General features: G+C 71.5%; 17 protein-coding genes. 12 read left to right on the top strand and 5 right to left on the bottom strand.

The features are described from left to right. Positions 1 to 1,023: an adenosine deaminase gene (locus IE241_RS13305; RefSeq protein ID WP_190021928.1), complete on the bottom strand. Its 1,023-nt coding sequence runs from the start codon at positions 1,021 to 1,023 to the stop codon at positions 1 to 3. A 425-nt stretch (positions 1,024 to 1,448) separates the two neighbouring features. Here IE241_RS13305 and IE241_RS13300 point away from each other — a divergent pair, with 425 nt between their 5' ends. Beyond that, positions 1,449 to 2,015: a DUF4190 domain-containing protein gene (locus IE241_RS13300; protein WP_190021927.1), complete on the top strand. Its 567-nt coding sequence runs from the start codon at positions 1,449 to 1,451 to the stop codon at positions 2,013 to 2,015. On the opposite strand, the gene ybiA is transcribed toward IE241_RS13300, so the two are convergent. Beyond that, on the bottom strand, positions 1,967 to 2,599 hold the full coding sequence (gene ybiA / locus IE241_RS13295; RefSeq protein ID WP_190021926.1) for a riboflavin biosynthesis intermediates N-glycosidase: 633 nt from the start codon (positions 2,597 to 2,599) through the stop codon (positions 1,967 to 1,969). The genes IE241_RS13300 and ybiA overlap by 49 nt on opposite strands. A gap of 102 nt (positions 2,600 to 2,701) precedes the next feature. Between ybiA and IE241_RS13290 the strand changes: the two genes are divergently transcribed. Then, positions 2,702 to 3,208 carry a DUF4190 domain-containing protein gene (locus tag IE241_RS13290; protein WP_190021925.1) on the top strand — a complete coding sequence of 169 codons (507 nt, stop codon included), beginning with the start codon at positions 2,702 to 2,704 and terminating at the stop codon, positions 3,206 to 3,208. 313 nt (positions 3,209 to 3,521) lie between these two features. Beyond that, complete coding sequence (locus IE241_RS13285) at positions 3,522 to 5,045, top strand: gamma-aminobutyraldehyde dehydrogenase (RefSeq protein WP_190021924.1); 1,524 nt, start codon at positions 3,522 to 3,524, stop codon at positions 5,043 to 5,045. A gap of 110 nt (positions 5,046 to 5,155) precedes the next feature. Here the strand turns inward: IE241_RS13285 and IE241_RS13280 are convergent, their stop codons facing one another. Beyond that, complete coding sequence (locus tag IE241_RS13280) at positions 5,156 to 5,596, bottom strand: phospholipase (protein WP_190021923.1); 441 nt, start codon at positions 5,594 to 5,596, stop codon at positions 5,156 to 5,158. A gap of 244 nt (positions 5,597 to 5,840) precedes the next feature. On the opposite strand from IE241_RS13280, the gene IE241_RS13275 reads away from it, so the two are divergent. The 6 genes from IE241_RS13275 (at position 5,841) to IE241_RS13250 (ending at position 12,177) form a co-directional block, all read left to right on the top strand. Further along, the gene (locus tag IE241_RS13275; protein WP_190021922.1) at positions 5,841 to 7,037 is read left to right on the top strand and encodes a polyamine ABC transporter substrate-binding protein; all 1,197 of its coding nucleotides are present in this window, start codon (positions 5,841 to 5,843) and stop codon (positions 7,035 to 7,037) included. Positions 7,038 to 7,147: 110 nt separating this feature from the next. Beyond that, positions 7,148 to 8,311: an ABC transporter ATP-binding protein gene (locus tag IE241_RS13270; RefSeq protein ID WP_190021921.1), complete on the top strand. Its 1,164-nt coding sequence runs from the start codon at positions 7,148 to 7,150 to the stop codon at positions 8,309 to 8,311. Further along, positions 8,311 to 9,231, top strand: coding sequence for an ABC transporter permease (locus IE241_RS13265; protein WP_190021920.1), 921 nt, complete (start codon positions 8,311 to 8,313; stop codon positions 9,229 to 9,231). The genes IE241_RS13270 and IE241_RS13265 overlap by 1 nt, the downstream gene beginning before the upstream one ends. Then, a complete protein-coding gene (locus IE241_RS13260; RefSeq protein ID WP_190021919.1) occupies positions 9,231 to 10,061 on the top strand; it encodes an ABC transporter permease in 831 nt (276 codons plus the stop codon). Before IE241_RS13265 ends, IE241_RS13260 begins: the two co-directional genes overlap by 1 nt. A gap of 4 nt (positions 10,062 to 10,065) precedes the next feature. Next, the gene (locus tag IE241_RS13255; RefSeq protein ID WP_229899207.1) at positions 10,066 to 11,478 is read left to right on the top strand and encodes an NAD(P)/FAD-dependent oxidoreductase; all 1,413 of its coding nucleotides are present in this window, start codon (positions 10,066 to 10,068) and stop codon (positions 11,476 to 11,478) included. Positions 11,479 to 11,715: 237 nt separating this feature from the next. Continuing rightward, complete coding sequence (locus IE241_RS13250; RefSeq protein WP_190021918.1) at positions 11,716 to 12,177, top strand: hypothetical protein; 462 nt, start codon at positions 11,716 to 11,718, stop codon at positions 12,175 to 12,177. Here the strand turns inward: IE241_RS13250 and IE241_RS13245 are convergent. Beyond that, complete coding sequence (locus IE241_RS13245) at positions 12,104 to 12,910, bottom strand: phosphatase PAP2 family protein (RefSeq protein ID WP_190021917.1); 807 nt, start codon at positions 12,908 to 12,910, stop codon at positions 12,104 to 12,106. The two genes, IE241_RS13250 and IE241_RS13245, sit on opposite strands and share 74 nt — an antisense overlap. A 333-nt stretch (positions 12,911 to 13,243) precedes the next feature. Beyond that, positions 13,244 to 14,593 (bottom strand): 4-aminobutyrate--2-oxoglutarate transaminase, encoded by a 1,350-nt coding sequence (gabT, locus tag IE241_RS13240; protein WP_190021916.1) that lies wholly within the window; start codon positions 14,591 to 14,593, stop codon positions 13,244 to 13,246. Between the two features lie 283 nt (positions 14,594 to 14,876). Here gabT and IE241_RS13235 point away from each other — a divergent pair, with 283 nt between their 5' ends. The 3 genes from IE241_RS13235 (at position 14,877) to IE241_RS13225 (ending at position 20,557) form a co-directional block, all read left to right on the top strand. Further along, positions 14,877 to 17,138, top strand: a complete 2,262-nt coding sequence (locus IE241_RS13235; protein WP_373300661.1) for an ATP-binding protein — start codon at positions 14,877 to 14,879, stop codon at positions 17,136 to 17,138. 99 nt (positions 17,139 to 17,237) lie between these two features. Further along, positions 17,238 to 18,893: a PucR family transcriptional regulator gene (locus IE241_RS13230; RefSeq protein WP_190021915.1), complete on the top strand. Its 1,656-nt coding sequence runs from the start codon at positions 17,238 to 17,240 to the stop codon at positions 18,891 to 18,893. Between the two features lie 218 nt (positions 18,894 to 19,111). Continuing rightward, on the top strand, positions 19,112 to 20,557 hold the full coding sequence (locus tag IE241_RS13225) for an aldehyde dehydrogenase family protein (RefSeq protein WP_190021914.1): 1,446 nt from the start codon (positions 19,112 to 19,114) through the stop codon (positions 20,555 to 20,557). Positions 20,558 to 20,702: the final 145 nt, after the last annotated feature.

The raw sequence follows: 20,702 nt of genomic DNA, 5'->3' as shown, positions 1-20,702 counted from the left end.
TCAGCCCCGCCAGGCCGCGGTGTACGCGTCGATCTCCGCCCGGAGCACCTTCTTGCCCGTCGCGTCCATGAACGACGCGTCCACGGCGTTCTTGGCGAGGTCGGCGACGCCGGCTGCGTCGAGCTCCAGGAGGCGTGCGGCCACGCCGTACTCCCGGTTGAGATCGGTGCCGAACATGGGCGGGTCGTCGCTGTTGACGGTGACCAGGACGCCCGCGGCGACCATTTCCTTGATGGGGTGGCGGTCCAGGTCGGTCACGGCGCGGGTGGCGAGGTTGGACGTCGGGCAGACCTCCAGGGGGATGCGGTGCTCCGCCAGGTGGGCCAGCAGGGCCGGGTCCTGCGGGGCGCTGGTGCCGTGGCCGATGCGCTCGGCGCGCAGGTCGACCAGGGCGTCCCAGATGGTCTGCGGACCCGTCGTCTCACCGGCATGGGGCACGCTGTGCAGGCCCTCGGCGATGGCCCGGTCGAAATACGGCTTGAACTGGGGCCTGGGCACGCCGATCTCCGGCCCGCCCAGCCCGAAGGAGACCAGACCCTCGGGCTTGAGCTCGCAGGCGATCCGTGCGGTCTCCTCCGCGGCTTCCAGCCCCGCCTCGCCGGGGATGTCGAAGCACCAGCGCAGCATGACGCCCAGCTCGCTCTCGGCCGCCTTGCGGGCGTCCTCGATCGCCTCCACGAAGGCGGCGTCCGGGATGCCCCGCCTGGTCGAGCTGAAGGGGGTGACGGTCAGTTCGGCGTAGCGGATGTTCTGCCGCGCCATGTCGCGCGCGACCTCGTACGTCAGCAGCCGCACGTCCTCGGCATCACGGATCAGGTCGACCACCGAGAGGTAGACCTCGATGAAGTGGGCGAAGTCGCGGAAGGTGAAAAAGTCGGCCAGTGCCTCGGGGTCGGTGGGCACGGGCGAATCCGGGTGGCGGGCGGCCAGCTCGGCGACGATGCGCGGGGACGCCGACCCGACGTGGTGCACATGGAGCTCCGCCTTCGGGAGCCCGGCGATGAACGAGTCGAGTACGGACATGCGTGCCTCCATGGCGCGGTCGGCTGGTGCCGGTCGACGGGTGCCGTTCATCGTATGCGGGACGTACGCGACGGTTGTCCTCAGGCCTTAGCATGACTGGGTATCGACTGGGGAGGGCTATGTCTGACAAGGCAGCCGGGGCCGATGAGCAGTCCGAGCCGCGGGAACCCGATCCCTGGGCTCCGCCGGAGCGGCGGGTCGCACTCGGTAAGCCCGGCCCACGGCCGGCGTCCGGGCAGCAGACCGGGCCCGTTCCTGCGCCCCATGCCGCTGTGGCACCGTCCGGGCCCCATGCGCAGCCGGCCGCGCCCCATGCCGCCGTGACACCGCCGGGGCCCCATGCGCAGACGGCGCCCCACGCCGTGCCCCCGCCCCATGCGGCTCCGCAGCCGCCCCACGCTCCCGCCCCCGGCTCCGTTCCCCCCGTGCCTCCCGCGCCGACCGGCCCCGGCACCCCCAGCGCCTACCGCAGCAGCCCGTACGACCAGGCGCTGTACGGAATACCTGGTGGCCTCTCCGGGGCCCCAGGCTCCACTGCCCCGTACGGCATGCAGACTCCGTACGGCCAAAGCCCCTACGGGCCGGGGCCGTACCAGCCGGGCGCGTACGGCTATCCAGCGTCAGCGCTCTATGCGCAGCAGTCCGCGCCCAGCAACGGCCTGGGGCTGGCAGCCCTCGTGCTGGGCATCGTCGGCACGGTGCTCTCGCCCACCGTCGTGCTCGGGGTGGTGCTGGGCATCCTGGCCGTCGTCTTCGGCGCCGTGGGCCGCGCCAAGGTGCGCGGCGGCGAGGCCACGAACCCCGGACAGGCCCTCGCGGGGCTGATCCTCGGCTGCGCGGCGCTCGTCGCCACCGTCCTGATGGTCGTCGTCTACATCAACATCGATGTCGACGACAGCGACGGCCCCGTGCCCGACGAGGAGCCCGGCGCTACGTACGGCGCCTACTTGTCCGCGCCGGTGCTGCTCGTGGACCGCGACGCCAGCCGCTGACGCGCCTCCATCAGCGCGAAGCCGAGGAGGTTGTCGCCCTGCCAGCGAGCGGGGTCCTGGGCGTGCTCGTCATCGGCGGCCAGGCCGATGCCCCAGACCCGGTCGAGCGGGCTGGCCTCGACCAGCACCCGCTCACCGGTGCTCAGCAGGTAGGCGCTCAGCGCCGCGTCCTGGGCGAACTTCTGGACGCTGCCCTCCACCACCAGCTCGAAGCGGTGCTGACGCCACGTCTCCTCGTCGAAGCCGCGCACCTTGCGGCCCGCGTCCTTCGCCTGCTTGGGGTGTGAGGCGGCGATCGCCTCGGCCTCGGCCTCCGCGTCGCCGAAGAGCCGTGCCTTGCCGGCCATCATCCAGTGCTCGGCCGTGGCGTAGACGGTGCCGTCCACCGTGAACGGCGAAGGCCACCACTGACTGAAGCAGCTCGCTCCGATGCTGCCGTCCCGTCGCGGCTGATGGCCCCAGAAATAGACGTACTTGAACTGTTCGCCGCGGGCGACGGCCGCTGTCAGCTCCGCCACCGAACGCGGTCCGTCCGCACGCTCTCCTGCGTGCGCATATCCGTGCCGGTCCCCGTTGATCTTCATGCCGGTCATTCTCGCATCCGCCCGGCAGCAGAACTGGGCTGACCGGGCACGACCGTTCCCCATAGCATTGCCCGACGCAGTTCAACGGAGGGGACATTCCTTATGTCTGACTACAACCAGAATCCTTATGGGGCGCCGCAGTCGCCGCCCCAGCCGCCCGTGCCGCCCCAGTCGCCCGGCTACGGCTACCCGAACCAGGCCCAGCCGGCGCCAAGCAGCTACCCGGGGCAGAGCGGATATCCCGCCCAGGCGCAGAGTGCCTACCCGGCGCAGAGCGGCTACCCCTCCGCACCGCCGGTCCAGCCCTACCCTGTAGCCGGCTACGCAGGCGCGGCACAGCCCAGCAATGGCATGGGTACCGCCGGCCTTGTCTGCGGCATCATCGGCGCCGTGTGCAGCCTCCTGGTCTTCCTGTGGTTCTTCGGGTTGATCCTGGGCATCCTCGGCATCATCTTCGGTGCCGTGGGCCGCTCCAAGGTCACGAAGGGTGAGGCGACCAACCGGAGCGCCGCGACCACCGGCATCGTCCTGGGCATCGTGGCCTTGGTGCTCCCCGTCCTGTGGTTCGCCTTCTTCGCGAGCCTCCTCGGCGTCGGGGCCGGCTTGTAAGGCTTGTAGCCGTCACTGCAGCGCGATGCATGCACCGAACGGCACCGCACGCACGGCACGACGCGCACCGCACTGCACGCACGGCACGGCGCTGCACCGGCCGAGTCCCGGTTCCCGGCCTCGTGCGGGCGGCCCGGCCGGTCCGGGCGGCGCCGGGAGGCGGTCCTTCAGTCGCTCCGCTAACCGATTCCGTCGCAGGGCAGGCTGACTGCGACGGAATCCCTTGTTGGTTGCGGTCTCCTCTGCCAGGATCGGCTCCGGGCGCCTGCGCGGTGCAGCGCAAGGAGGGCGCAGCCGGCAGAGGAGTGTGCGGATGGGCGCGACGGATCAGCGGTTCGATGCGGCGGAGCGGTTCGCCGGCGGAGCCCAGTACATCGGCGGCCGGCTGCGCCCCGGCACCTCGGGCCGCATGCACGCGGTCGTGGACCCCGCCACGGGCGAAGAGATCCTCCGGTACGAGCCGGCTGGCCCGGAGGACGTGGACGCCGCCGTCGAGGCCGCCAAGGGGGCCTTTCCCGCGTGGGCGGGAGCGACCCCCGGGGAGCGCTCCGACGCACTGCACCGGTTCGCGGATGTGCTTGCGGGCCGCGCGGAGGAGTTCGCCCGTGCGGAGTCGGTCCAGTGCGGCAAGCCGATCCGCCTCAGCACCGGATTCGACGTCCCGGGCACCGTGGACAACACCGCCTTCTTCGCGGGCGCGGCGCGCCACCTGGAAGGCCGCTCCGCGGGTGAGTACAGCGCCGACCACACCTCCTACGTGCGTCGTGAGCCGATCGGCGTGGTGGGTTCGATCGCGCCATGGAACTACCCCCTGCAAATGGCCGCATGGAAGGTCCTCCCGGCGGTCGCGGCGGGCAACACGATCGTGCTCAAGCCCGCCGAGCTGACGCCCCTGACGTCGTTGCTGTTCGCTCAGGCGGCCACCGAGGCCGGTATCCCCGACGGCGTAGTGAACGTGGTCTGCGGGGCCGGCCCGGATGCGGGGGAGCGCCTCGTGGGCCACCCGGACGTCGCCATGACCTCGTTCACCGGATCGACAGCGGTCGGCAGGCGCGTCGCCGAGATCGCCACGAGGACGGTCAAGCGGCTCCATCTCGAACTCGGCGGCAAGGCCCCGTTCGTCGTCTTCGACGACGCCGACCTCGAGGCGGCCGTGCACGGGGCGGTCGCCGGTGCCCTCATCAACAGCGGACAGGACTGCACTGCCGCCACCCGCGCCTACGTCCAGCGCCCCCTGTACGACGCGTTCGTCTCCGGGGTCGCCGACCTGATGACGTCCGTGCGCCTCGGCGACCCCTTCGATCCCGCCACCGACCTCGGCCCGCTCGTCTCGTACGCCCAGCGTGACCGCGTCGCCGGCTTCGTGGACCGGGCGCGCTCGTACGCCACCGTGGTCACCGGCGGTACGGCGCCCGCGGGGGAACTGGCCAAGGGCGCGTACTACCGCCCCACGCTCGTCACAGGAGCCGCTCAGTCCAGCGAGATCGTCCAGGACGAGATTTTCGGCCCTGTGCTCGTCGTGCTGCCCTTCGACGGCGATGACGAGGGCATCGCGCTCGCCAACGACACGCCGTACGGGCTGGCGGCCTCCGCATGGAGCCGGGACGTCTACCGCACGGGGCGGGCCACCAGGGAGATCAAGGCGGGCTGCGTGTGGGTCAACGACCACATCCCGATCATCAGCGAGATGCCGCACGGCGGTTACCGGGCATCAGGCTACGGAAAGGACATGTCCGTGTATTCCTTCGAGGAATACACCCAGATCAAACACGTCATGTCCGACAACACCGCAGCGGCTCGCAAGCCCTGGCACCGGACCGTATTCACCCTGGGCTGACATTCTGTTTCCAGGCCGGTTCTCGTGCCGTCCGGTGCCGGCTCTCCTGCCGGTTCTCGTACGGGTCCTGGTGCTGGTTCTCGTACCCCGGTCCTCATGCCGGCCCGGATTCACGGGCCGCCGTGTTCGCGGACCTTGTCGTAGTAGACCCGGGCCCAGTACTCGCAGCTGCCGATTTTCGCCTTGGCCAGGGTCCGGCAGTAGGCGTACAGGTCCGCCTTGAAATTGTTGTCCACGGCGAGACGCGTGCCGTGGTCGAACCGGCCCTGCTTCTTGTAGTTCCGGTAGCCGAAGTCATGCCGCTGGCAGGACGGCAGAAAGTTGAAGCCCATGGGCCTGTCGGGCGCCCAGGAGCAGCCGTCCGACGACCAGTCGAGCTTGTCGCTGCGGCCCTTGTTGTTGCGTACGGACTGGAACTGGTCCATCGAATAGGCGAAGAGCAGTTTGTCGGTGTACGCCTGGAGCGGAGGTTTCGATGACGGTTCGGCGATCGCCGGTTCGGCCACGGCCCCCATGAGCAGTGCGGCGCCCAGTGTCGCGACGACTGTCATTCTTTTTCTGTAACCCAACGGTTTTCCCCGTTCCGTTCTGTTCCGCGCCGCGAGCGGATTTGTGCTGCCCGCTTGCTCCCCTGTGAGCAGGCACCAGGTTGGCAGGTCCATGGCTGGATGATCCATGTGAGTCGTGGAACTGTTGCGTAACCAAAAGGCAACAACGGAATCCCTTGTTCAGGCCGGGTTGCTCTGCCAGGATCCTCGCTCAAAGTCCGTTGGAGCTACGGAAAGGGCACCTTGCATGGAGCGCTACCAGCCACGGACCACCGTGAACCGGCGGACTCTGCTGAGGGCGGGCGGAGCGGGCGCACTCGCCGCCGGCGCGCTCGCGTCCCTGGCCGGCTGCGGCATCCAGCCTGCCGGGCGCCCAGACGGCGCCCTGGGCGCCTCCGAGGACCGCTCGGCCCACGAGCGGACCCTCGCCTTCTCCAACTGGACCGAGTACATCGACATCGGCTCGGACGGCACAAGCCGCCCCACGCTCGACGACTTCAGGCGCTCGACCGGCGTCGAGGTCACGTACACCGAGGACATCAACGACAACGTCGAATTCTTCGGCAAGGTCAGCAAACAGCTCGCCGCCGGCCAGGACATAGGCCGGGACCTGATCTGCGTCACCGACTGGATGGCCGGCCGCATGATCAGGCTCGGCTGGGCCCGGCGGCTCGACGCGGCGCACATGCCCAACGCCTACGCCAATCTCGCCCCGGGATTCCGTGCCCCCGACTGGGACCCCGGGCGCGTCCACTCCTATCCGTGGACCGGCATTCCCGCCGTCATCGCCTACAACCGCAAGGCCACCGGCGGCCGCACCGTCGACTCCGTGTCCCAGCTCCTGGACGACCCCCGGCTCAAAGGGCGGGTCGGATTGCTCTCCGAAATGCGCGACACGGCCGGTCTCACACTCCTCGACATGGGCAAGAGGCCCGAAGACGTCACCGCCGAGGAATACGACGCCGCCGTCACACGGCTGCGCCGGGCCCGCGACCGCGGACAGATCCGCCGCTTCACCGGCAACGACTACACGGGCGACCTCAACAAGGGCGACATCGCCGCCTGCATCGCCTGGGCGGGAGACCTCGTACAGCTTCAGGCCGACAACGCCGACATCCGCTACGCGATCCCGGACGCGGGCTACATGCTTTCCAGCGACAATCTTCTGGTCCCCCGCACCGCCCGCCACCAGAGGAACGCCGAGCGCCTCATCGATTACTACTACCAGCCCAAGATCGCCGCGCGGCTCGCCGCCGCCATCAACTACGTCAGCCCGGTCGCCGGGCTGCGGGACGAGCTCGCGAAGATCGACAAGCGGCTGGCCGACAACAGCCTGATCATCCCCAGCGAGGCGATGCTGGCGAAGGCCCATGCCTTCCGCTCCCTGACCGCCGCCGAGGACAAGGCGTTCGAGGCCGCCTTCTCCGAGCTCACCGGCGCCTGACCCGCCGAAACGGGCCACCGGCGCGGCGCCCGGCCCCGGACATATGAGAACGTACGCGGCTGTACGTGCCGCACGTGCTCACGCCCCCGAGACCCCTGGACCGAAGACCCATGACAACAACCGCCCCGACCGACAGCAGCAGCGGCACGGACGTCCGCCTCACCGCCATCAGCAAGAGCTACGGCGCCTTCACCGCCGTCCACCCGCTCGACCTCAGCGTCCCCGCCGGCTCCTTCTTCGCCCTGCTCGGCGCCTCAGGCTGCGGCAAGACCACCACCCTGCGCATGATCGCCGGCCTGGAGCAGCCCACCACCGGCACCGTCCGGCTCGCCGGCCAGGACGTCACCGGCCTCCCCCCGCACAAGCGCCCCGTCAACACCGTCTTCCAGAGCTACGCGCTCTTCCCGCACCTCGACATCTACGAGAACGTCGCCTTCGGCCTGCGCCGCCGCGGCATCAAGTCCGTCAAGAAGCAGGTCGGCGACATGCTCGACCTCGTCCAGCTCGGCGACTTCGCCCGCCGCAAGCCCCACCAGCTCTCCGGCGGCCAGCAGCAGCGCGTGGCGGTCGCCCGCGCCCTGATCAACCACCCCCGGGTGCTGCTGCTCGACGAGCCCCTCGGTGCCCTCGACCTCAAGCTGCGCCGCCAGATGCAGCTGGAGCTCAAGCGCATCCAGACCGAGGTCGGCATCACCTTCATCCACGTCACCCACGACCAGGAGGAGGCCATGACCATGGCCGACACGGTCGCGGTCATGAACGCCGGCCGGGTCGAACAGCTCGGCGCCCCCGCCGACCTCTACGAGACCCCCCGCACCACCTTCGTCGCCAACTTCCTCGGCACCTCGAACCTCATCACCGCCGAAGTCCTCGACGCCTCCGGCGACACCCTCGTCCTGCGCGCCGCGGATACCAAACTCGCCCTGCCCCGTGCGCGATGTACCACCGCCCCCCAGGCGGGCGGGAAGCTCCTCGTCGGCATACGGCCGGAGAAGATCACCCTGACGCACGCCGAGGACGCCGGCACCGTTCCCGAGGGCCGCAACCGCGTCCACGGCCGCATCACCGCGTCGAGCTTCATCGGCGTCTCCACCCAGTACCTCGTCGACAGCCCCGTGGCCACAGGCCTGTCCGTCTACGAGCAGAACATCGAGCGCGACAGCCGTCTCGCCCCGGGCGCCGACGTCGTCCTGCACTGGAACCCCGGGCACAGCTTCGGCCTGGACGCCGCACAGAGCATCGAGGCGGGCACGGACGCGGGGGAGGGCACCTGATGGCACTCGTCACCGACCAGCCCCCTGCGCCCCCCGCGCCCCTCCCCACGGCCGCACGGGGCAGGAAGCTCATCCCGTACTGGCTGCTGCTCCCCGGCATCCTGTGGCTGCTCGTCTTCTTCGCCGCCCCGCTCGTCTACCAGGCGTCCACCTCGGTGCAGACCGGATCGCTCGAAGAGGGCTTCGACGTCACCTGGCACTTCGCCACGTACTGGGACGCCCTGACCGAGTACTACCCCCAGTTCCTGCGCTCCGTCGCCTACGCCGCGACCGCCACGGCGCTCTGCCTCGCCCTCGGCTATCCGCTGGCCTACCTCATCGCCTTCAAGGCCGGCCGGTGGCGCAACGTCCTGATGATCCTCGTCATCGCGCCGTTCTTCACCAGCTTCCTGATCCGCACCCTCGCCTGGAAGACGATCCTCTCCGACGGCGGCCCCGTCGTCTCCGCCCTCGCGAGCCTGCACGTCCTCGACGTCACCAACGCCCTCGGCGTCACCGAGGGACACCGCGTGCTCGCCACGCCCCTCGCCGTCGTCTGCGGCCTGACCTACAACTTCCTGCCGTTCATGATCCTGCCGCTGTACACGTCCCTGGAGCGCATCGACGCGCGGCTGCACGAGGCGGCCGGCGACCTCTACGCCCGCCCGCTGACGACCTTCCGCAAGGTGACCTTCCCGCTGTCCATGCCCGGCGTCGTCGCCGGCACGCTGCTCACCTTCATCCCCGCCACGGGCGACTACATCAACGCCGAGCTGCTCGGCTCCACCGACCAGAAGATGATCGGCAACGTCATCCAGTCCCAGTTCCTGCGCGTCCTGGACTACCCGACCGCCGCCGCCCTGTCCTTCATCCTCATGGCCGCCATCCTCGCCATGGTCACCGTCTACATCCGCAAGTCCGGGACGGAGGACCTGGTCTGATGACTGCTACGCCCGCCCGCCAGGCCGTCCTCTCCAGCCGCCCCGTGCGGTGGCTGCGCCGCAACCTCGTCGTGCTCGCGGGGCTGGCCACACTGGCCTACCTCGTGCTGCCCAACGTCGTCGTCACCGTCTTCTCGTTCAACAAGCCCAACGGCCGCTTCAACTACGAGTGGCAGCGCTTCTCCACCGATGCCTGGACCGACCCGTGCGGCGTCGCCGACCTGTGCGGATCCCTCTCGCTGAGCCTGCAGATCGCCGTCTGGGCCACCGTGGGCGCCACCGTGCTGGGCACGGCGCTCGCCTTCGCGCTCGCCCGCTACCGCTTCCGCGCCCGGTCCTCCGTCAGCACCCTGATCTTTCTGCCGATGGCCATGCCAGAGGTCGTCATGGCCGCCTCGCTGGCCACCCTCTTCCTCAACATGGGCGTCACCTTCGGCTTCTGGACCATCCTGATCGCCCACATCACGTTCTGCCTGAGCTTCGTGGTGACGGCCGTCAAGGCCCGCGTGATGTCCATGGACCCCCGGCTCGAACAAGCCGCCCAGGACCTCTACGCCACCCCGCTGCAGACCTTCCTGCGGGTCACCCTCCCGATCGCAGCCCCGGGCATCGTGGCCGGCGCCCTGCTCTCCTTCGCCCTGTCCTTCGACGACTTCATCATCACCAACTTCAACGCCGGCTCGACTGTGACCTTCCCCATGTTCGTCTGGGGATCCGCACAACGGGGCACACCCGTTCAAATCAATGTCATCGGAACGGCGATGTTCGCCGTCGCCGTGCTGTGCGTCCTCGTCGGTCAACTGATCGGCGGGCGCCGAAAAAGGAGCTGAGAACATGGCCGCTCGTGCCATGAACCCTGTCCAAGCACTTTCCGACGCCGCTCCCCGGCCCTACTGGCTCGACGACCCCTCCCGGCCGGAGGCGCTCCCCGCGCTCGTCGGCGACGAGCACTGCGACCTGCTCGTCGTCGGCGGCGGATACTCCGGCCTGTGGACCGCGCTCCTCGCCAAGGAGCGCGACCCCGGCCGGGACGTCGTCCTCATCGAGGCCCAGGAGACCGGCTGGGCGGCCTCAGGCCGCAACGGCGGCTTCTGCTCGGCCTCCCTCACCCACGGGTGGGCCAACGGCGCGGCACGCTGGCCGGACGAGCTCACCACACTGAACAAACTCGGCCTGCAGAACCTCGACGACATCGAGGCCACTCTCGCCCGCCACGGCATCGACTGCGACTTCGAGCGCACCGGTGAGATCGACATCGCCACCGCCCCGCACCAGGTGCACGAGCTGCAGGAGGCCGCAGAGGAACTCGACGCCCTCGGCATCACCGGATACGAGTACCTCGACCGGGACGCCCTGCGCGCCGAGGTCCACTCCCCGACCTTCCTCGCCGGCCTCTGGGACCGCGACGGCGTGGCGATGCTGCACCCCGCCCGGCTCGCCTGGGGCCTCAAGCGCGCCTGCACGGAGCTCGGGGTGCGCATCTACGAGCACACGCCGGGCACCGAACTGTCCTCCCGCGCCGCCGGCATCGCCGTACGCACCCCCTACGGGCGCGTCTACGCCCGGCACGCCGCGCTCGGCACCAACGCCTTCCCCTCGCTCGTCAAGCGCGTCCGCCCGTACATCGCCCCCGTCTACGACTACGCGCTGATGACGGAGCCCCTGAACGCCGAACAACTCGACGCCGTCGGCTGGAAGGGACGGCAGGGACTGGGGGACGCCGCCAACCACTTCCACTACTTCCGCATCACGCCCGACCACCGCATCTTGTGGGGCGGTTACGACATCGTCTACCACTACGGCGGCGGCGTCCGGGCGGAGTACGACCACCACCCCGCCACCTACCAGAAGCTCGCCGAACACTTCTTCCGCTGCTTCCCGCAGCTCGAAGGCGTGCGCTTCACCCACGCCTGGGGCGGCGCCATCGACACCTGCTCGCGGTTCTCGGCCTTCTTCGGTACGGCGCACGGCGGCAAGGTCGCCTACGCGCTCGGCTACACCGGGCTCGGCGTCGGCGCCACCCGCTTCGGCGCCGACGTCATGCTCGACCTGCTCTCCGGGAAGCGCACCGAGAGGACCGAACTGGAGATGGTGCGCAGCAAGCCGCTGCCGTTCCCGCCCGAGCCCGTGCGCTCCATGGGCATCGGCATCACCCAGTGGTCGATGACGAAGGCCGACGAGAACGGCGGTCGCCGCAACCTCTGGCTCAAGGCCATGGACAAGGTCGGCCTGGGCTTCGACAGCTGAGGGGGCGGCATGGGGCCGGGGGCCTCGTGCCCGGGCCCCATGCCCCGCTCGTGCCCGGGCCCCATGCGGGCGCCGGTCTCCCACCGGTGCGCCTTCAGGGCGCACCGGAGCACGCAAGCCTGCGGACAGTGAACCCTTCACCACCGGTCGGTCCCGGAAACCCGCGTAATGATCCGCACTCCGCGGCCTCTCCATCCGTGAACGCAGGACGAGCGAACACGGAACGGAGGCACCGCCATGAATGACGACGCGGGGAAGCGGAGCGCGGTGGAGTGGCTGGCGACAGCTGCACCCGACCCCGGGACCTGCCGGTGGGAGTGGGAACGCAACCCCCTCGGGGTGGCGCTGCTGCCCGCTGGCAAGCTCTGGGACGTCCTCATCCTCCCCAGCGAGCTGGGCCGCCCCACGCTGGAGATCCTGACCCACTGCACCGAGCGGGTCGGGCCCGTCCTGGCCGACTTCGGTGACTGCCGCATGGGCTTCTTCGTCCCCCCGGGCACTGCCGCGGGATGGTTCGCCACAGGGGTACGGGCCGCCGGGGCCGGCAGCTGGGTCGTCGTCCCTCATCCGGGGCGGGCGGCTTCCGGCCTCCGCTGGGTGGTGCCGCCCGACGGCAACGGCACGCTCACCGACCCGGCGCTGCTGGAGCTGTCGATGCACGAGGCTGCCGCGAGCCTGGCCGACGGACAGGACGGGTGAGGGCCCTTGCCAGCCCCCACAGCAGCACCCCGGCCAGGCACCATGCGCCCACCACGTCCAGCGGCCAGTGATAGCCGCACCGCACCAGGCCGGTCGCCACGCCCGCGTTCAGCAGGACGTATGCGGTGGCCGCACACGCGCGTGCGCGCGCGTGGCGGTGGCGGCGCCTCATGCCGTCAGGCCCGGCATGGGGCGCCGCGTGGGCGAGGGCGGCACGGGGCAGGGCGCGGGCGGGCTCCGCATGGGGCGGCGTCACGGAGGCGTCGGCATGGGGCGGCGTACGGAACGAGTCGGCACGGGGCGCCAGAAGCAGGAGTGCGGCCGCGCCGTACGCGACAGCAGCAGTGGCCGTATGCCCTGAAGGGAAGAAGCCGTCGTGTGCCCCGGTCGCGGCCATGGCCGGCGGCCCCGTGCGGCCGATCCAGGACTTCAGCGGTACGACGACGGCCGGTACGGCCGCCATGGTGAGGGTCGCCCATATCGGCGGCAGCCACGGCCTGGGGCCGCGGCGACGCAGCAGCGCGGACACGGCCATGGCCGCGACCAGCACGGGCACCGCGACCGATGCGTTTCCGAGGTCGGCGAAGAATTGCGCGACTGAGCCGGGGAACGAGGAGTCCGCCACCGTACGGCCGAGGTCCTCGTCGAGCATCCGCACGGGGCCACGCGCCGCGACCTGCCAGGTGACCAGAGCGAAGAGCAGCGCACAGAACGCCGGGAAGAGCCCGCACACGAGGCGGGATCGTGCCGGCGGCCCCGGAACAGGGGGGGAGGTTCCGAGGCCGCCGTGGGGACCGGGGTGCCGCGCGCCCCGGGGGGTATGGGGCGGGCGGCCATCCGATCGGTGAGGATGTCCGGAGCGCAGGGCTCCAGTGGTGTGCGCGAAGGCACGGCCGGGTCGGCACTGGGGAAGTACCGGCTCGGCTCCGTCCGCAGTCCCCTGCGGACGAGGTGTTTCTCTCATCTGCAGAAACCGTACGGCAGGGCGGGCGGTCCGGACAGCCGGATCACCCGTCCACCACCCGCTCCGCACAGGTTCTTCACCCGCATCCCCCCTCACCGGCGGCTACAGGCGGGCGAAAGCGGCCTCGATGATGTCCAGACCCTCGTTGAGCAGGTCCTCACCGATCACCAGCGGCGGCAGGAAACGCAGCACGTTGCCGTACGTGCCGCAGGTGAGCACCAGCAGGCCCTCCGCGTGGCAGGCCTTGGCAAGCGCGCCGGCGGCCTCCGGGTTGGGGTCCTTGGTGCCGGACTTCACCAGCTCGATCGCGATCATGGCGCCGCGGCCGCGGATGTCGCCGATGATGTCGAACTTCTCCTGCATGGCGGAGAGGCGGCCCTTCATGACCTCCTCGATGCGCTTGGCCTTCGCGTTGAGGTCCAGCTCGCGCATGGTCTCGATGGCGCCGAGCGCCGCCGCGCAAGCCACCGGGTTGCCGCCGTAGGTGCCGCCCAGGCCACCCGCGTGCGCCGCGTCCATGATCTCCGCGCGGCCGGTGACGGCGGCGAGCGGCAGGCCGCCCGCGATGCCCTTGGCCGTGGTGATCAGGTCGGGGACGACGCCCTCGTCCTCACACGCGAACCACTGGCCCGTGCGGCAGAAGCCGGACTGGATCTCGTCCGCGACGAAGACGATGCCGTTGTCCTTCGCGAACTGCGCGATGCGCGGGAGGAAGCCCTTGGCCGGCTCGATGAAGCCGCCCTCGCCCAGCACCGGCTCGATGATGATCGCGGCGATGTTGTCGGCGCCGACCTGCTTGGTCATGGCGTCGATGGCCTGGGCCGCGGCCTCCTCGGCGCAGTTCTCCGGGCCGGTGGGCCAGCGGTAGCCGTAGGCCACCGGCACGCGGTAGACCTCGGGGGCGAACGGGCCGAAGCCGTGCTTGTACGGCATGTTCTTGGCGGTGAGAGCCATCGTCAGGTTCGTACGGCCGTGGTAGCCATGGTCGAAGACGACGACGGCCTGGCGCTTGGTGTACGAGCGGGCGATCTTCACCGCGTTCTCGACGGCCTCGGCGCCCGAGTTGAACAGCGCGGACTTCTTGGCGTGGTCACCCGGCGTCAGCTCGGCGAGCTTCTCGCAGACCTCCACGTAGCCCTCGTAGGGCGTCACCATGAAACAGGTGTGGGTGAAGTCGGCGAGCTGCGCGACGGCGCGGCGCACCACGGCCTCGGCGGAGTTGCCGACCGAGGTCACGGCGATGCCGGAGCCGAAGTCGATCAGCGAGTTGCCGTCCACGTCCTCGATCACGCCACCGCCGGCACGCTTGGTGAACACCGGCAGCGTCAGGCCCACGCCACCCGCGACCGCCGCGTTCTTCCGGGCCAGCAGCTCCTGCGACTTCGGGCCGGGGATCGCGGTGACGATGCGGCGCTCCTGGGGGAGGGCCGGGCCTCCAGTCAGTTCGGTCATGAGGTGCTCCAGGGGGAGAGAACGGGCTTCGGTCGGACTTTTAGTCGCAGGCTAGGGGCGGGAGCGGGGGTCGGGCATGTTCCGTTCGGGAGAAGTGGGCGCGTCGCGTTGTCCGTACCGGACATGGCGGGGCGCGAGATGTCTGTCAGCACGTTCTCCGGGTGATCATGCGCTCGGCGTGGCCCGGGACGCTGAACCCGCCACGGCCGACCACTAGATTGAGCGGCGGCGCGCACTCAGACGAGAAGCCAGAAGTCGGCCGGGCGGGGGGCGAGGGGCAGCGATGGAGCACGAGGGCACGTACGACGCACCGGGCGCACGGGGCCGGCTGCCTGGGGCGGCCGACGTACCGCCCGCCCAGGCAGCCGACGCCGAGCCCTGGCACCGGCAGCCGGCAGGGCCGCCCGCTCATCCGCCCATGCCCCACGCAGGGCCGCCTCCTGCGCCCCATGCCGCGCCGCCGGCCACGCCTGCGGAGGCCCCGCCCCGGCCCCGTGCGATGCCGCCGCAGCCCGGCAGGGCGCCCGGGGCGGCACCGCAGAGCCGTTCCCCGTTCCTCGCCTGGCTCCGCACGCCCCGTGTCTTTGCCGGCCCCGGTATCTGGGCGTACGGCTACCGCCCCAAGCCGCCGGAGGAACCGGACCGCATCCCGGGCCGGCAGCTCCTCAGCGGGGCGGTCATCGCCCTCCTGTGCGGCTGGCTGCTGGGGTCTCTGCTGTGGAACGGCTACCTCGGCTCCTACTGGTTGTGGCCCCTGACCGTCCTGACCCCCGACTCGTGGCACCAGGGCATGGCGGCGGTGTGGACCGTCTACATCTATTACGCCCTCTGCCTCGGCGTACTCATCTGCGTCTTCGGCCGCCTGGGGCGCTGGCCCCAGGTCTGGCGGCGGTACTTTGCGCCCCTGCTGGCGCGGCTGTGGGACGACGGAGGAGCCCTTCCGGCCGCCGTGGGAGGCAGTCCGCACCAGGACCCGGCCGACTGGCCCCAGCTGCGCGCCGCGGGCGCGCATGAGGCGGCGGAACGGCTCGCCGCGGAAGCGCGGGCCGGGCTGATGAACGACGTCGACCACTCCCGTATCGAGCGCGCCTGGCAGACCGTACGCGTGCAGCCGGGACGGCTCGCCGCGTTCACCGAAGCCGTTCTGCGGCACGGGGCGGCCGCCTGCGCGCACCCGTCCGGTGCGCGCGATCTGCCCGTACGCGCCGCGCGCCACGACCTCGTCACCCGGCAGGTGCGCATCGGCACCGCCGTGGACGACGAGCGCAACCCCTACCTGCACCGGGGTACCGGGTTCGCCCTCGACCCCCGTCTGCTGGGTACCTCCCTGCTCGCCGTCGGGCCGCCCGGCAGCGGCAAGACGGACCGGCTGAGCCGCCCCGTCCTGGAGTCGTTGTGCCTGCAGGCGCTCGCCGGCCGGGCGGCCGTCGTCGCGGTCGGCGCGGCGGGGGCGGGGCTCGCGCCCGACGGGGCGTTCGACGTCGTGGTGCGCATCGGCCGACCGGACTCCGCGTATGACCTCGACCTCTACGGCGGCACCGACGACCCCGACGAGGCCGCCGCAGTCCTCGCCGAAGGCCTCGTGGGCGACCTCACCGCCACACTGCCGGGTGAGGGTGGCCGCCGGGCCGCGACCGCCCTGGCGCAGATCCTCGGCCCCTACCGGGCCGCTCACGGCCGCTTCCCGTCCGTCCCCGAACTGCGCGAGCTCCTGGACGGTACGCCCGCCGCTGTGGCCTCCCTGCGCGCCGCCCTCACGGACGCGGGGCAGGAAGCGCTCATCCGCGAGATCGACGCGCGGGAGCGCCAGGCGCACCGCCCCGGTGACGCGGGCCCCATGCTCGCCGACCGCCTCGCACTGCTCGACCGCCCCGCCTTCGCTCGCTTCTTCGACACCACCGACCCTTCGCGCACCTTCTCCCTGCGCGCCCTGGAGCACCCCCTGCGCGTACGGATCGACCTGCCCGAGCGCGGGCACGCCGAGGCGTCACGGATGCTGGCCCGGCTCGTCCTCGCCCAGTTCACGGAGTGCGCGGTCGCCCGGGGCGACCGCTCCCTCTTCGCGTGCCTCGTCCTCGACGACGCCACCCACGCCGTCACCCCCGAGGCCGTACGGGGCCTGGCGCGGCTCCGTTCGGCCAATGCGGGGGCGCTGCTCACCCTCCGTACGCTCGACGACGTACCCGAGTCCCTGCGCAGTGCGCTGCTGGGCTCCGTCGGCTGCCGCATGGCGTTCTCCGGCGTCACCACCTGGGACGGGGCGCGCTTCGCGGAGGTGTGGGGCAAGGAGTGGGTGGAGACCCGCGACGTCACCGACCGTCAGGTCATTGCCCACGAGCCGCTGACCCGCGTCACTCACGTGGTGCGCAGGCTGGTCACGGGGCGCGCGGTGACCGCCCAGTCGGTGACGGTGCGCAAGGTGGAACGGGAGCGCTGGTCCGCGTCGGAGCTGGCGCACGCGGTGCCTGCGGGGCATGCCGTGCTGTCCGTGACCTCCGTGCGGGGGAACAGCGCGCCGCCGGTGCTCGTCGATCTGCAGCGGTGAACCGGCTCGTGTTACCGGTGATTGCTCCACTGAGGCAGAATCGGTCACAGATGTTCATACGCGACGGCACTTTTGCCACGACGCCCCTCCGAAGGTGCCATGCCCCTCACGCTCGCCTCACTCGTCCACCACTCCGCGCTGAAGCTCGCGGTCCTCGCGGGGGAGGACCGGCTGGACAGGCCCGTCCGCTGGGCACACGTCAGCGAGCTGGCCGACCCCGTGCCGTGGATGGACGGCGGCGAGCTGCTGCTGATCACCGCGCTGAAGATCGACGCGGAGGATCCGGAGGCCATGCGGCAGTATGTCCGCCGCCTCGTGCGCGCAGGCGTCGTCGGCCTCGGCTTCGCGGTCGGCGTCAACTACGAGCAGGTGCCTGAGGCTCTGGTCGACGCCGCACGGGACGAGGGCCTGCCCCTGCTGGAGGTGCCCCGCCGTACGCCCTTCATCGCCATCACTAAGGCGGTGTCCGCGGCCATCGCGGCCGACCAGTACCGGGCGGTGACGGCCGGCTTCGAGGCCCAGCGCGAACTGACCCGGGCCGCACTCGGCCCGGACGGGCCGGCGGCCCTCGTCGCCAGGCTCGCCGCGCACCTCGACGGGTGGGCGGCGCTGTACGACGCCTCGGGCGCCGTCGTCGCGGCGGCGCCCGAGTGGGCCGCGCGCCGGGCCGCGCGCCTCGGAGCGGACGTCGAGCGGCTGCGGGAGCGCCCCGCGCCCGCCACGGCCGTCGTGGGAACGGATCCCGCAGAGGAAGGCGCCGACCGGGTCGAACTGCAGTCCCTCGGCTCGGGGCGGCGTGCACGCGGAGTCCTCGCCGTCGGCACGGGCGCGCCCCTGGGCACCGCCGAGCGTTACGCCGTGCACTCCGCGATCGCCCTCCTCACCCTCACCACCGAGCGCTCCCGGGCCCTGCAGGAGGCGGAGCAGCGACTGGGTGCGGCACTGCTGCGCATGCTCCTCGCCGGCGAACCGGACCATGCACGGGCCGTCGCCGGAGACCTGTACGGCAGCCTGCTGGACGCACCCTTCCGGATGATCGTCGCGGAGGCGGCGGACGCGCCCACCGACGCTGACAGCGTCGGCCCGGAGGGGGAGTCCGAGCCTCCCGTGGAGCCGCTCGCCGTACTCGCGGACGCCCTGGAGACCGCCGCGGGCCGCGTGGCGGAGCCGCTGCTGGTCGTCCCGGACGGCGAACGGCTCGTCGTCCTCGCGCCTGACGGAGGGGCGGTCGCCGCGGCATGCGGGGAACACGCCCGGGCCATAGAAGCCCGCCGCGGGACGAAGGCACGGCCCCGGGACCGCAGCGCCGCCGCCCCCGCCTGCGACCTCGTCATCGGCCTGTCCGCCCCCGCGGGGCCCATCGCCGCCGCGGCGGCCTTCCGCCAGGCGGAGCAGGCCCTGTCCGTCGCACGCCGCCGCGGCAGGGTCCTCGTGGAGCACGAAGAGGTCGCCGCCGGCTCGGTGCTGCCGCTCCTCGCGGACGATGCGGTACGTGCCTTCGCAGACGGCATGCTGCGGGCACTCCGCGAGCACGACGCGACGGGCCGCGGCGACCTCGTCGCCTCCCTGCGCGCCTGGCTCTCCCGCCACGGCCAGTGGGACGCGGCGGCGGCGGACCTCGGCGTCCACCGTCACACGCTGCGCTACCGCATGCGCCGGGTGGAGGAGATCCTTGGCCGCTCCCTCGATGATCCCGACGTCCGTATGGAGCTGTGGCTGGCCCTGAAGGCGACTTCGGCCTCGGGACAGGAGTAGCACCCAGGTCTTGACGCGCCGTACGGGGCGCAGGCGTGGGCCCCATGCCGCTGCGACGGCGGGCGGTCCTCGGCCCTGAGGGCGCATGAGGCACCCGCCACTCCGCCATTGCGGTGCCCCCCGCCCCGGTACTGCTCCACCGCGGACAATCGGCGCCCGGCCGCCCCGCACCTACCGTGGGGGAGCAATATCCACACCACTTGGGAAGGGCCGGGATTGTGACTGCTCCCCACGCGTTCTGGCTGGCCGGCCGCGAGGCCACCGGCGAGGAGACCTTCGACGTCACGAACTCCTGGGACGGCCGTCTCGTCGGCACCGTGAGCGTGCCCACCGAGGCGCAGGTCGAGGAGGCCGTGGCCGCCGCGCACGCCGTCCGAGAGGAGTTCGCGGCGACGCCCGCGCACGTGCGGACCGCCGCCCTCGACCACGTCGCGAAGCGGCTCACCGAGCGCGCCGAGGAGATAGCCCAGCTCATCTCCGCCGAGAACGGCAAGCCCATCAAGTGGGCCCGAGGCGAGGTCGGCCGTGCCGTCTCCGTCTTCCGCTGGGCCGCCGAGGAGGCCCGCCGCTTCAACGCCGGTGACGCGCAGCGCCTCGACACCGACGCGGGCGGCACCGGCCGCCTGGCGCTGACCCGCCGCTTCCCGCGCGGCACCGTGCTGGGCATCGCGCCGTTCAACTTCCCGCTGAACCTGAGCGCCCACAAGGTCGCCCCGGCGATCGCCGTCGGCGCGCCGATCATCCTCAAGCCTGCTCCGGCGACCCCGATCTCCTCCCTCGTACTGGGCGAGATCCTGGCCGAGACGGACCTGCCGGCGGGCTCCTGGAGCGTGCTGCCGGTCCCGAACGACCGTATGCCGGCCCTCGTCCAGGACGAGCGCCTGCCGGTCATCTCCTTCACGGGCTCCGGGCCGGTGGGCTGGTCGATCCTCGACTCCGCCCCCCGCAAGCACGTCACCCTCGAGCTCGGCGGCAACGGCGCGGCCGTGGTCCTGGCCGACTGGTCCTCCGAGGAGGACCTCGACTGGGCCGCGCAGCGCATCGCGACCTTCTCGAACTACCAGGGCGGCCAGTCCTGCATCTCGGTGCAGCGGGTCATCGCGGACGCCTCGCTGTACGAGCGCCTCGTGCCCAAGGTCGTCGCCGCCGTCGAGGCGCAGGTCACCGGTGACCCGTCGGACGCCGCGACGGACGTCGGCCCGCTGGTCAGCGAGGACGCCGCCAAGCGGGTGGAGTCCTGGGTGGACGAGGCTGTGGAGAAGGGCGCCACTCTCCTCACCGGCGGCAAGCGCGACGGCGCGACCTACGCCCCGACCGTGCTCGCGGACGTGCCGGCCGACGTGACCATCGCCTGCGAGGAGGTCTTCGGCCCCGTCCTGACGATCACCAAGGCCGAGGGCGAGGAGGCCGCTTTCGCCGCGGTCAACGATTCTCCTTACGGCCTGCAGGCCGGTGTCTTCACGCACGATCTGCAGACGGCGTTCCGGGCGCACCGTGCACTGGAGACCGGTGGCGTCATCATCGGCGACGTCCCGTCCTACCGTGCGGACCAGATGCCCTACGGCGGCGCCAAGCAGTCCGGCGTGGGGCGCGAGGGCGTGCGCTACGCGATGGACGACTACACCTACGAGCGTGTGCTCGTCCTGACGGGTCTGGCCCTGTAGTAGCAACTACCTGAAGGCACGCGCCTGCAGGTAGAGGAGTCCCGCCTGACGGCCGGGGCGCGCTCCGTGCGCGCCCCGGCCGTCTGTGTTCCTGCCCGTGCCCCTCCGGCTGCCTGCCGAACCGCATGGGGCGAGGGAGGCGGGC

Origin of the sequence: Streptomyces hiroshimensis, assembly GCF_014650335.1 — a bacterium.
GTDB classification, from domain to species: Bacteria; Actinomycetota; Actinomycetes; order Streptomycetales; family Streptomycetaceae; genus Streptomyces; species Streptomyces hiroshimensis.
Note: the sequence above shows the minus strand (reverse complement) of the source record. Positions and strands in the feature narration are given on the sequence as shown.